Source organism: Pseudomonas sp. Irchel s3h9, from assembly GCF_900187475.1.
In the GTDB taxonomy this organism is placed as follows: domain Bacteria; phylum Pseudomonadota; class Gammaproteobacteria; order Pseudomonadales; family Pseudomonadaceae; genus Aquipseudomonas; species Aquipseudomonas neuropathica.
Genome location: NZ_FYDH01000012.1, coordinates 102,297 through 115,200 on the forward strand (window position 1 = coordinate 102,297; position 12,904 = coordinate 115,200).

The 12,904-nt window shown below is 59.4% G+C and carries 9 protein-coding genes; 6 read left to right on the forward strand and 3 right to left on the reverse strand.

The genetic code is table 11. The annotated features are described in order from the left end of the window. Positions 1 to 10 precede the first annotated feature (10 nt). The 4 genes from CKW26_RS20365 (at position 11) to CKW26_RS20380 (ending at position 4,815) form a co-directional block, all read left to right on the forward strand. On the forward strand, positions 11 to 319 hold the full coding sequence (locus CKW26_RS20365; RefSeq protein WP_095049901.1) for a putative quinol monooxygenase: 309 nt from the start codon (positions 11 to 13) through the stop codon (positions 317 to 319). A gap of 36 nt (positions 320 to 355) precedes the next feature. Further along, positions 356 to 3,019 (forward strand): alpha-ketoglutarate dehydrogenase, encoded by a 2,664-nt coding sequence (gene mdeB, locus CKW26_RS20370; RefSeq protein WP_095049902.1) that lies wholly within the window; start codon positions 356 to 358, stop codon positions 3,017 to 3,019. Positions 3,020 to 3,194: 175 nt separating this feature from the next. Continuing rightward, positions 3,195 to 4,322, forward strand: coding sequence for a saccharopine dehydrogenase family protein (locus CKW26_RS20375; protein ID WP_095049903.1), 1,128 nt, complete (start codon positions 3,195 to 3,197; stop codon positions 4,320 to 4,322). A 1-nt stretch (position 4,323) separates the two neighbouring features. Next, complete coding sequence (locus CKW26_RS20380; protein WP_095049904.1) at positions 4,324 to 4,815, forward strand: DUF2269 domain-containing protein; 492 nt, start codon at positions 4,324 to 4,326, stop codon at positions 4,813 to 4,815. Here CKW26_RS20380 and CKW26_RS20385 read toward each other — a convergent pair. The 3 genes from CKW26_RS20385 to CKW26_RS20395 all read right to left on the reverse strand — a co-directional run bounded on the left by CKW26_RS20385 (position 4,799) and on the right by CKW26_RS20395 (position 7,099). Then, positions 4,799 to 5,260, reverse strand: a complete 462-nt coding sequence (locus CKW26_RS20385; RefSeq protein ID WP_093433359.1) for a thiol-disulfide oxidoreductase DCC family protein — start codon at positions 5,258 to 5,260, stop codon at positions 4,799 to 4,801. The two genes, CKW26_RS20380 and CKW26_RS20385, sit on opposite strands and share 17 nt — an antisense overlap. Before the next feature lie 135 nt (positions 5,261 to 5,395). Beyond that, positions 5,396 to 6,397, reverse strand: a complete 1,002-nt coding sequence (locus CKW26_RS20390; protein WP_095049905.1) for an acyltransferase — start codon at positions 6,395 to 6,397, stop codon at positions 5,396 to 5,398. Positions 6,398 to 6,538: 141 nt separating this feature from the next. Beyond that, positions 6,539 to 7,099, reverse strand: coding sequence for a nucleotidyltransferase family protein (locus CKW26_RS20395; RefSeq protein ID WP_095049906.1), 561 nt, complete (start codon positions 7,097 to 7,099; stop codon positions 6,539 to 6,541). Between the two features lie 217 nt (positions 7,100 to 7,316). Here CKW26_RS20395 and CKW26_RS20400 point away from each other — a divergent pair, with 217 nt between their 5' ends. Continuing rightward, positions 7,317 to 8,474, forward strand: a complete 1,158-nt coding sequence (locus tag CKW26_RS20400) for a two-component system response regulator (RefSeq protein ID WP_095049907.1) — start codon at positions 7,317 to 7,319, stop codon at positions 8,472 to 8,474. A 43-nt stretch (positions 8,475 to 8,517) separates the two neighbouring features. Continuing rightward, complete coding sequence (locus CKW26_RS20405) at positions 8,518 to 12,891, forward strand: response regulator (RefSeq protein WP_095049908.1); 4,374 nt, start codon at positions 8,518 to 8,520, stop codon at positions 12,889 to 12,891. Positions 12,892 to 12,904: the final 13 nt, after the last annotated feature.

Sequence of the window (12,904 nt, forward strand, 5' to 3'; positions counted from 1 at the left end):
AGTATTGAAGATGAGCCAGTCCACAGAAACATTGATCTCGATTGCCGTGCTCAAGGCCAGGTCAGGCCAGGAACAGGCCTTGAAAGAAGGCTTGCTGGCGCTGGTTGAGCCGACACGCGCAGAGCCGGGCAATCTCGACTATGTGTTGTTTGAACTGCGCGACCAGCGCGGCACGTTCTACATGCGCGAGGCCTTCAAGGATCAGGCGGCATTGGATGCGCATTTCGCCATGCCTTACTTCAAGCGCTTTGCCGCCGCGGCGGATGACCTGCTGGAAGAGCCGCTGCAACTGATATTTCTTGAGCACGTGTCGAACTGATCCAGTCGTCCATTCAACCTGTCAGGGTGTGCAGCCATGAAAGATACCGCGCAACGGCCGACCCACGGAACGCCGGTTCACGAAGACATCGATGCCATTGAAACCAACGAGTGGCTGGAAGCCCTGGCAGGTGTCGCGAAAGTCGGCGGCAGACCGCGCGTGCGGTTCTTGCTGCTGCGACTGGCCGAGCAGGCCAGCCGTCTCGGCGTGCAAACGACGGCGAGTGCGTATTCGCTGTACCAGAACACCATCGCGCTCGAACAGCAGCCGGTTTATCCCGGGGATCTGGTGATGGAGGAGCGCATCACCTCGATCATTCGCTGGAACGCCCTGGCCATGGTGGCGAAGGCGAACAAGGCCTATGGCGAATTGGGCGGTCACATCGCCAGTTACGCCTCGGCGGCGGAAATTTTCGAGGTCGGCTTCAATCACTTTTTCCGTGCGGACAGCGAAGCCGGGCGCGGTGATCTGGTTTACTTCCAGGCGCACTCTGCCCCCGGGGTGTACGCGCGGGCCTTTCTTGAAGGGCGTTTGCAGGCGTCGCAACTGGAGCGTTACCGGCAAGAAGTGAAGGGCGGCGGATTGTGTTCCTATCCGCATCCTTGGTTGATGCCCGACTTCTGGCAGTTTCCCACGGGCTCAATGGGTATTGGTCCGATCAATGCGATTTACCAGGCGCGGTTCCTGCGGTATTTGCAGCACCGTGGGATTGCCTCGACGGAGGGGCGGCATGTCTGGGGCGTTTTTGGTGATGGCGAGATGGACGAGCCGGAGTCCATCGCCGCGCTTTCGCTGGCAGCGCGGGAGAATCTTGACAACGTCACCTTCGTGATCAACTGCAATCTGCAGCGTCTCGACGGCCCCGTACGCGGCAACGGGCAAATCGTTCAGGAGCTGGAGTCACTGTTCAGCGGCGCCGGCTGGAACGTGATCAAGGTGTTGTGGGGTTCGGACTGGGACCCATTGTTTGCCCGCGATGACGGCCATGCACTGTTGCGCCACTTCGCCGGGATGGTGGATGGCGAGTACCAGAATCTGGGGGCCAATGACGGTGCGTATAACCGCAGCCATTTCTTCGACCAGGACCCGCAGTTGCAGGCGTTGGTTGCAGACATGAGCCCGGAGCAGATCGACGCGTTGCGCCGGGGCGGTCACGACTTTCGTAAGTTGCATGCCGCGTTCGAGGCCGCGCGCAAGCACAAGGGCAGGCCGACCGTGGTGCTCGCCAAAACCAAGAAAGGTTTCGGCATGGGCCAGATCGGCGAGTCGCGCAACACCTCGCACCAGCAGAAAAAACTCGATATCGAGGTGCTCAAGGCATTCCGTGATCGTTTCGCCTTGCCGCTGGATGATGAGGCCGTGGCAGAAATGCGCTTCTACAAACCGGCTGACGACAGCCCCGAGTTGCGATACCTGCATCAGCAGCGACGGGCGCTCGGCGGTTACTTGCCCAAGCGCAACGGTGTGTCAGCACCAATAACAGTGCCACCGCTCGACAGCTATGGCCGTTTTGCGCTGAAGGCCGATGGGCGTGAAAACTCGACGACCATGGCGGTGGTGCGACTGTTCACCCATCTGATCCGGGACAAACAATTGGGGCCACGCATTGTGCCGATTGTCGCCGATGAAGCGCGCACATTCGGCATGGCGAATCTGTTCCGGCAAATCGGGATTTATTCATCCGTCGGCCAGTTGTACGAGCCAGAAGATGCCGGCGCGCTGCTCTATTACAAGGAATCGACCGACGGGCAACTGCTCGAAGAAGGCATCACCGAAGCCGGCGCGATTTCTTCCTGGATCGCTGCGGCGACGTCCTATAGCGTCAATGGCGAGCCGATGCTGCCGTTCTACATTTACTACTCGATGTTCGGCTTTCAGCGCATTGGCGACCTGATCTGGGCTGCCGCCGACCAGCGCGCCAGAGGCTTTTTGATCGGCGCCACATCGGGGCGCACAACGCTGGCCGGTGAAGGACTGCAGCATCAGGACGGCTCCAGTCAATTGATCGCAGCCACTGTGCCCAACTGCCGCGCCTACGACCCGGCATTTGCCAGCGAGGCGGCGGTCATCATCGACCATGGCGCCCGGCGCATGCTGGAGCAGCAAGAGGATGAGTTCTATTACCTGACGGTAACCAACGAGAACTACGTTCAGGCCTCACTTGAACCAGACGAACACGCGGACGTGATTCGCGGCATGCGCCTCTATGCGCGCTATGGCGAGGAGGTACCGGCGGTTCGTTTACTGGGTTCGGGAGCGATTCTGCGCGAGGTGATTGCCGCCGCACATATGCTGGATCAAGAGTGGCAAGTCAGCAGCGAAGTGTGGAGTGTGACCAGCTTCTCCGAACTCGCCCGGGATGCCCGCGAGGTGCAGCGTCAGCAAGTGTTCGGCGGCGATGTCGAGTGCCAGAGTCACCTGCTGCATTGTCTGCCCGGTAACGCTCCAGTCGTGGCGGCCAGTGATTACGTGCGCGCCTATGCACAATTGGTGGTGCCGTATTTACAGGCACCGTGCATCTGCCTGGGCACCGACGGATTTGGACGCAGCGACACACGCTCGGCGTTGCGCAGCTTCTTTGAAGTGGATCGCTATCACATCGTTTTGGCGGCGCTGGCTTCGGTCGATCCGCGGGCACATGCCCAGGCTCGGGCGAAATACGCTATCGACGCCGATGCCGAAGCCCCCTGGAACTGCTGAGCCTTCACGTTGTGTGTCCCTTCTTTCATCAACCAACAATCGCGACGGCACACTCTGGCTGCCTGCTGCGCAAATGGATCGCGTCGGCTGGCGAGCAACTGATCTGAATGGCCTGCTGACGTTCGGCCCTATATCCTTCCCGCCTGTTTGATGAAATGACTTAGGGAAGAATTGCATGCCGTTCAGGGTGATGGTGGTCGGGGGTTACGGAAATTTCGGCAGCATCGTGTGCAGACATCTGGCGCTGATGCCGGACATCGGGCTGGTGCTGTCGGGTCGTGACCCGCGCAAGTTGCAGCGCAAACTCGATGAGCTCAACAGCCATTCGGGAAACGTCTGCGAAGGCTGGTGCGGCGATGCCATGGGCGCGGAGTTCGAAGCCGCTTTGCGTGCGCTGAACATTCAGTTGGTCGTCCATACCGGCGGGCCGTTTCAGGGGCAATCCTATGCCGTTGCGCAGAGTTGCATCGATGCCGGCGTGAACTATTGCGACCTCGCGGACTGCCGCACCTTCGTCAACGGCATCGACGTGCTCGACGCGCGGGCGAAACAAGCGGGCGTGGCGATCCTCAGTGGTTGCAGCTCGGTGCCGACACTGTCTTCAGCGATCATCGATGAGCAGCGCCAGCGCTTTTCGCGCATTGACTCGATCGAGCATGGCATTTCTTCCTCGGCGAAAATGCCCGGGTTGTCGACCATCGAAGGTGTCCTGGCTTATGCCGGCAAACCGATCAAGCAACTCAAGAACGGCAAAGTCCATGAAGTTTCGGGCTGGCTGGACCTGACCCTGCGCAAGATGCCGCAGATGGGCACCCGATTGCTGGCCAACGTCGATGTCCCGGACATGGACATCTTCGCCGGTCGTTATGGTGCGCAAACCCTGAGCTTCAAGGCGGGCGCCGGTCTCAAGCTCGGCGGTTTCGCCAACGGCTTGCTGGCTCAGGCGCTGAAAGTCGGGCTGGTGCGCGACCATGCCTTGTGGGCCGGAAGACTGCATCGGCTGGGCATGCGATTCGAGCGATTCGGCGATGGCAAAAGTGCGATGTACATCGACGTGCAGGGCCTTGGTGTTGACGGCAAGCCGCTGTCGATGACCGCACAACTCACGGCTTTGAACGACAAAGGCCCGGAAATCCCCAGCTGCGCCGCCGTGGCCCTGGCCACGAAAATGGCCCAGGGCCACGTGCCAACCGCCGGCGCCAGACCGTGCGTGGGCGAAATCAGCGTCGCCGAGTACATGGCCGCGATCAACGACCCGGACAACCTGAGCCTGGCCGTGCATTTCTCGGACGGGCAGCGCTGACATGCTCTATCTGTGCCTCAAGTACCTGCACATCATCGCCGCGATCTTCCTGTTCGGTTTCGGCATGGGCTCCTACCTCTACCTGATCGCCGCCAGCCGCACCGGCAATCCGCACGTGATAGCGCACGTCGCGCGCATGGTGGTGCGCTTCGACACCTGGATCACCACGCCGGCCGGGTTTGTGCAGATCATCACAGGTTATCTGCTGATGCGGCTTTCGGGGTTGTCGATGAGCGCCGAGTGGGTGCTGACCTCGCTGATCGTCTTCTTCTGCGTCGGCTCGCTGTGGCTGCCGGTGTTGCTCCTGCAGAAGCGCCTGTATGTGATGGCGTCGAGTGCGAGCGAGGCGGGGACGGGGCTTGATGAGCAGTATCAAGCCGTTTACCGGAAGTGGTTCTGGATGGGCGTGCTCGGGTTTGCCGGGATGTTTGTCATCGTACTGATGATGGTGACGAAGATGACGCCGGTGCAGTTGATTAGCTTTCTGGCGTAGTTATTTTCAGAAAGCGCTGTTGATGATCCGGGGTTGGCAGCAGGCAGGTGTCGTACTTGCCGAACAGTCGGTATCGGTTCAGCGCGATGCGGTCGTAGGCCCAGTCGCGCAGGCCGCGCGGGAATACGCGTAGCAGCCGCAATGGCTGCCAGCGGGCGGGTAGTTGGCTGATGACTTCGAAGAACGCGTCTGAACGTTCCCAATAGTGACGGTCACGGATTACCGCCATGGTGTCGAATTGATCGACTGGCAGGCCGGCCCACGCGAGCAAGGCTTGTCCCTCCGGCGACTGCACCGCTGCCAGACGCACGCGACGTTGATGATCATGGCGAATCAAAAAACGCGCCCAGCCGTTGCAGAGTTTGCACACGCCATCGAACAGGACCACGGATTCGCCGGGGTTGAGGAACGGGGCGGGGGTAGGGCGGGTTTTCGGGGTGGGCATGGGTTTTGTGTTCAAGACGTCGGGTGTTGCGATCATAGCGCCGCCAGCAGTGGTTCGCGAATGACTGCGCTCGCTTAGGCACATGAATGTGAGAGACAGGCCACGTTCAGCAGCGCGATCTGTCGCCTGTCGCCGTCAAGCCGTTGCCTCACTTGCCCGAACGGCCCCCACTCGATCCTTGGAGCCGGCCCGAAGTTTATGCCGAAACTTCAACGCTGGCCGCTCGACGCCGTAATACGAAACACCACTGAGCAAGAACGACAGCACCAACACCGTTGCAACCTTGGACCAATCGAATGAGGTGATCGGCCAGAGGCCGTGCAGGAAGTAAATCACCAGGAAGTGATTGAGGAATACGCCATAGCTGATGTTCCCGAGAAACTCGTCAATCCGGTGAAATTTGAGTGTTGTCAGCCCGTACACCGCAGGGATGCCCAGGGCAATGCCGGCGGCCACTTCGGCGTTGGACGGCCGACGTTCGATCCAGCCCATCATGATCGCCGCAAAGATCAATGCCGCTGCCACAGCGGTACCGCCAGCAATCGCGAAACCCTTCGCCTGCGGTTTGTAGAGGTAGCTGCCGCACAGGAAGATGAACAGGACACCCGGCAACAGACGGTAGCCGTAGTAGTCGGTGTTGATGAATCCAAGGCAGGCGGGGATGAAGACCGCAACCGACAAGGCGAAGGCCGCGCCCCGTAGTCTGTAGATGAGCAGGAACGGGATCACCAGGTAGAAACACATCTCCAGTCCTAGCGACCAGGCCGGTGGCACGATTCCCGCTCCGGTCACGCCGAACATATAGAAACCGAGGGGCACTATTGCAAGGCTCGCGGCGATGTTTTTGACGTTCAGTTCAGCCCATTGCGGCGTGCCAGGCAGGAGGAAATAGATCACCGCACAAGAGAGGATGAAGTAGAACAGGAATTGCGGGTAAAGGCGCAGGGCGCGGTCCAGGTAGAACCGGCCAACTTTCTCGGGCGCCTGGTAATTGCGCTCGATCAGTGAGGTCATCACAAAACCACTGATGAGCAGGAAAGAAATCACCGCCACCACGCCCGGGTTGAACCCCATGAACATCTTGCCCATATGCGAAACAGCGACCAGGACGGCCAACAGCAGACGATAGGCTCCCACGTGTATCCCCAAAACGACCTTGTAGTTATGGCGGGTAAATTACGATGGTTTATGGGTGGATAACAGGTTTTTCTCTGCGTTCGGGGTTAAAGGATTTCAGCGGCTGATCACCTCAGGAGGCTAGGCCAGTCGCCATTGACCTTATCGTTGCGTGACGAATATCAGCTCAGGCCAAATCTCACGCCACGCTTTGGATCTAATGCGGTCCAGGAACAGGGGGTACTTTTCGGATTTGAATCGATCAGTCGGCCGCACCACTCCTGAGAACAGGTCTTCCAGCCCCAGCGGTGCTGAAACTTCCACTTCACCGTGATGATCAAGCCTGACAGCGACGGCCGTGGCAGTCTCGGGCCAGCAGGTCATTGCATCGGTCGTCGATTGATAAGGGGTATCGGCATTGCGCAGGTGCATTCGCGCCTGATTTTTTACAGACCAGTTCACTTCACTACACCGGCTCGACAGCGTTCTGACCAAAGCGGAATCCGCTTCTGTATTGGCACGTGCCGGGTCGAACCAGATGACATCGATATCATCTGGCAGCGCTGAAGGCTTGCGTTGATGCAGGTGATCCCATACCAGACTGCGCACGAAGCCGGCGGCAATCCAGCAGTCGGGCAAGTTCAGATCGCGAGCCATACGCAGGATTTTCATCCTTGCAGGGTCGTGAGTAAGCAGGGCCTTTAGTTGTGCTACGTGCTTCATCGCGTGTCCTCTATTACATCCAGTCACTGCTTGGGAGCCAGCGTGGACATTGACTATTGTCTGCTTCCGGCCAGTAGCAGACATTCGATCTAGTGCCTCTACGATCCAACCTACAGATCTCCGCCTAGCGATTGCAGCTTTTATAGCTACGCTTGCCAGCAAGAGACTGGTGCAAGTGCGCCAACTCCTTAATTGTCTGGCAAGGGAGCCAACAACCATGGATAGCACTCAGGGCGTTTATCCATCAGCGACCGTTCTGGTGGTCGACGATACCCCCGACAACCTGATGTTGATCGCCGAGTTGCTGAAGGACAAATATCGGGTCAAGGCCGCCAACAGCGGCGAAAAGGCCCTACGCCTTCTGCAGGCCGACCCGCTTCCCGATTTGATCCTGCTGGACATCATGATGCCGGGCCTGTCCGGTTATGACGTTGCCGAGCAGCTCAAGCTTGACGTTCGCATTCGCCATATACCGATCATTTTCCTCACCTCTATGACTGCCACGGAGGACGAGATTCGCGGCTTGAGCCTCGGGGCTGCGGATTACATCACTAAGCCGATCATCCCCCCGGTGCTCATGGCCAGGGTCGAGACCCAAATCAAGCTCAAGTCCGTTGCCGATTTCCTGCGCAATCAAAACGAATTTCTGGAGCGGGAAGTGCAGCGCCGCACCCGGGAGGTGATCGCCATCCAGGATGTCACCATCCACGCCATGGCTTCGCTGGCCGAAACCCGTGACAACGAAACTGGCAACCACATTCGCCGTACCCAGCACTACATCAAACACCTGGCTGAACTGTTGCGCAACCACCCGCGTTTCCGGCACTTTCTCGACGAGGACAGCATTAAGCTGCTCTTCAAATCGGCACCGCTGCACGATATCGGCAAGATTGGCATTCCCGATCGCATCCTGCTCAAACCGGGACGGCTCACCGCTGAAGAGTTCGAGATCATGAAGACCCACACCACATTGGGGCGGGACGCCATTCAGCACGCGGAGGATCAATTAGGCATAAACGTCGATTTCCTTCATTTGGCCAAGGAAATCGCCTACGGCCATCAGGAAAAGTGGGATGGCAGTGGCTATCCGCAAGGCGTGGCCGCCGACGATATCCCGATCAGCGCCAGGTTAATGGCCGTGGCAGATGTCTACGATGCGCTGATCAGCCGCCGCGTGTACAAGCCCGGCATGCCTCACGAGCAGGCGGTGAAAATCATCGGCGAAGGCCGGGGCTCGCATTTTGATCCGGACATCTGTGACGCGTTTCTCGCCAATGCCGAGCAGTTCCGCGCAATTGCCGAGCGATTTGCCGACAGCGACCAGGACATGGCCAGGCAGTTAGCACTGCTTGAGCAGATTGCCGAACGTCCCTGAATCCCGCGCATTACTCTGCACATCCAGCTGAAAGAGGCCGTTTATGAACAGACTGTTCGAGATGCTCGAGCGCCTGTCTCTGCGCAGTAAATTGATCATCGGCTTCGCTGCGCTGCTGATATTGATCCTGATATTGGGCGTGCAAAGCCTGCGCACGCAGTATTCGCTAAGAACTGAAATGCAGCAGTTGTACCAACAGGATCTGGTAGGTATCCAGCATGTGCAGGAGGTTCGGGTGCAGTTGCCGCATCTGTTGCTCGCCATGCAACGTGCAATCGCGACCAACAACGCAGACATCCGTATCAGCGCCAGAGCCCAGATGGATGTCGCCCAGGCGCGACTCCACGAAGCGCTGGAGCAGGTTCGTCCAACGCTGCGCAGGCAGAGCAGCGTCAGCAGCCTGCTGGAATTCGAAATGGTATTAAAGCGTCTGCAAAAAGACGGCGATGAGGCACTGGAGCTGGCCGGCAAGGGTTCCTTGGGTCAGGCCTTGATGTTGCTCAACAGTAAGGATTTTCTTGCGCTGGAACAGGGCGGCGATGGGCTGCTCAACCAGATCGAGAAAAACAAGGAAGCCGACATCCACGATACAGCGAAGAACCTGGCGGAGTACGCAGAGCGTAGTACTGCGATCACGTCCATCTTGCTGCTGGGTGGGTCGACGCTGGCCTTGCTGTTGACCTGGCTGGTCAGCTATTCCATACGCGTGCCGTTGAATCGCGTCCGCGTGGCGGTGGACGAATTGGCGTCCGGCAAGCTGGACGGTCAGATCCCGCACACCGATCTTCGCAACGAAACCGGCGACCTGGCGCGTGCCATCGCCACGCTGCAGCTGGAAGCTTGTCAGCTTGAGCGACAGCGCTGGATCAAAAACCACACGTCGCTCCTGCAAGTGGATCTGCAACAGGCGGAGACACCGCAGCAGTTGGCCCAGGCTTTTTTCAGCCACATCGCGCCGCAGTTGGGCATGTGCCAGGGAGCGCTTTACGTTCTCTATGAAGGCGCGGCACGCCTGCGCCTGGTTGGCGGTTATGCGGTGGACAGTGTTCACCCGCTACCCGCTGAACTTGATCTCGGTGAAGGGTTGCTTGGCCAGTGCGCACTGGATCGCCAACCCCGCCAGCTTCAGGATCTACCGGAACCGTTTTGGCATGTACGTACGCCATTGGGCGCAGCCCCGGCCAGCGTCCTGTTGGTTCAGCCCGTGATGCGTGGCGAACGCCTGCTCGGGGTGATGGAAATGGCCGGTTTTCGCCAACTGGAAGAGAACGAAGCGCTGCTGCTGCAAGAAGTCCTGCCCCGGCTGGCCGGCGCCATGGCCATTATGGAACGCAGTGAGGCAGCTCAGGCGCTGCTCTTGGAAACTCGCCGTCAGGCAGACGAAATGGGCGCGCAGGCTTTGCAACTGGAGCACCAGGCCAGCGAGCTGGAGGCCCAGCAGGCCGCATTGCGCGCCACCGAAGCCTGGTACCGCGGCATCATCGAGGCAGCACCGGACGGCATGCTGGTGCTGGGCGCCGACGGTCGCATCCTGATGACCAACCCGCAGATGGATACCCTGTTTGGCTACGCCCCCGGCGAGCTGATTGGCGCCAGCATCGAGCGTCTGGTACCGCAGGCTGCCCGCGAGCGCCATGTCAGGTTACGCGACGGGTTCATTGCCAGCGGCGGAACCCGGCAGATGGGCGGCGATCTTGACGATCTGAGCGGCGTACGCAAAGACGGCAGTTTGTTCTCCGTAGAAATTGGCCTTTCCCATCTACCGCGCCTGGAGGGGCGTGGCGTCTGTGTGTGCGCCTCGGTGCGCGATGTCAGTGAGCGCAGGGCGATGGAAGCCAGGCTGCGCACGGCCAGCGATCGTCTGAATCTGGCGCAGGAGTCCGGTGACATCGGGCTGTTCGACGTCGACCTGGTCAGTGGCACAAACTATTGGACACCCCAACTCGAAACCCTGTTTGGTCTGGAGCCAGGCGGCTTCGGCGGTACGCTGGCGCACTGGAAGGCACTGGTGCATCCCGACGATCTGGCGCGGGTCAGCAGCACGTTCGAGAGTGCCGTCCAGAGTGGCGATGATCGCGCCGAGTTCGACTTCCGGATTGTGCGTAAAAACGATGGGCAGGTGCGCACGTTCCGGTCGCTGAATCGCTTCTCACGTACGCCTGACGGCAAGCCATTGCGCGCAACCGGCATCAACATCGATGTAACCGCACTGGCAGAGGCAAGGGCTGCGGCCGAGGAGGCCACGCAGGCCAAAAGCGAGTTTCTCGCCAACATGAGCCATGAGATCCGAACACCGATGAACGCCATCATCGGCATGAGCCACCTGGCGCTGCGTACCGAACTGGATAAACGCCAGCGCAACTACATTGAAAAAGTGCACCGATCAGCGGAGAACCTGCTGGGAATCATCAACGACATTCTCGACTTCTCAAAGATCGAAGCGGGCAGGATGAGTCTCGAACAGATCCCGTTCCGTCTGGAAGATGTGCTCGACAGCTTCGCTGCCATGATCGGCTTGAAGACCGAGGACAAGGGTCTGGAGTTGTTGTTTCAGATTCCGCCTGACCTGCCCACGGCACTGCTGGGCGACCCCCTGCGACTGGGGCAAGTGCTGATCAACCTCGGCAACAACGCGGCCAAGTTCACCGAACACGGTGACATCGTGGTCGGCGTTGAAGAAGTTGCTTCTCACAACGAACACGTGCAACTGCATTTCTGGGTGCGCGACACGGGCATCGGCATGACCGTCGAGCAGTGTTCACGTCTGTTCCAGTCGTTCAGTCAGGCTGACAGTTCGATCACTCGCAAGTACGGGGGCACCGGGCTGGGATTGTCCATCTCGAAGAAGCTGGTGGAGCTGATGGCCGGTCGAATCTGGGTTGAAAGCCAACCGGGAGTCGGCTCCACGTTTCACTTCCAGGTACAACTCGGCGTACAGCAAAATGTTCCGCCGCGTCGTATGTTCAAGGCTGGCGAGCTGTTGGGCATGCGCGTGCTTGTCGTGGATGACAACGCCAGTGCCCGTGAAATCCTTTCGGGCATGGCGCGCAGCTTTGGTCTGGAAGTGGATGTCGCGCAGAGCGGTAGTCTGGCGCTGCGCATGTTGGCCGACGCCGAGCACAAGGTGCTGCCTTACGATCTGGTCTTGATGGACTGGCGGATGCCCGGCATGGATGGCATGGAAGCTGTGAGCAGAATGCATTCCGCCAGCCTGATGCGCACGCCATCGGTGATCATGGTGACCGCTTTTGGCCGCGAAGAAGCCCGCGAAGAAGCCGAGCGCCAGGGCATCCAGTTGCCGGTGGTACTGACCAAACCTGTCACGCCGTCCTCGTTACTTGAAGCCATCGGTGTCGTGCTGGGCAGAGACACCCACAGCGATACTCGGGCTGGCGAACGCTCCCTGCACAATGCCAACACCGTCGCCAGCCTCAATGGAGCGCGACTGCTTCTGGTCGAAGACAACGATCTGAATCAGGAACTGGCCAGCGAGCTACTGGAGAGTGTCGGAATACGCTTGCGACTCGCCACGCACGGCCAAGAGGCCCTGGATATTCTCGGCGAGGATGACGACTTCGATGGCGTGCTGATGGATTGCCAGATGCCGGTGATGGATGGCTACACAGCCACCCGGAAAATTCGTCAGCAACCGCGCTTCCGCACTCTGCCAGTGATCGCCATGACCGCCAACGCCATGGACGGTGACCGCGAGCGCGCGCTCGAATGCGGTATGAACGACCATATCTCCAAGCCACTCAATGTCGAAACCATGTTCGCCACAATGGCAAAATGGATCAAGCCACGAGTCGCTCAAGCTTCGCTGAACGCAGGTTTGGTCGATGGATTGCCAGATCGTCTTGAGGGCATTGATCTGGCTGCGGGTCTCGCCACCTGCATGGGGCGGCGGGATCTCTACTTACGTCTACTCTGCAAGTTTCGCGACACTCAGACAGATTTTTCCGAGCAATTCCAGGCCGCACGAATCGATCCGGATTCTGCTGCTGCCGCACGACTGGCGCACAGCTTGCGCGGCACCGCCGGCAATATCGGCGCCAAGGCCGTGGCGCAGGCTTGCACGTTGTTAGAACAGGCCTGTCAGGACGACGAGCCGGCTGAGGTCGTGCAAGCGCTAGCGATGCAGGTCGAGCATTACTTGCTCCCGACCCTCGCGAGTCTGGCGAACCTTGAGGCGGACACACTGGCCTCCACGGAGGGTGACCTGCTGGACGACTCGGCAATCAGCGAGCAACTGAACCGGCTTATTGTTCTTCTGGACGAAGGTGATACGGCGGCTTTGGACGTGCTGGCGGCCCTGCGCAACAGGCCACTCGATCAAGCGCTGGCAGAACGTCTGGCACTTGCCGCGGCGCAGGTGGAGCTGTTCGACTTTGATCGCGCCTTGAAGCTGCTTCAGTAAAATTGAGTTGGGT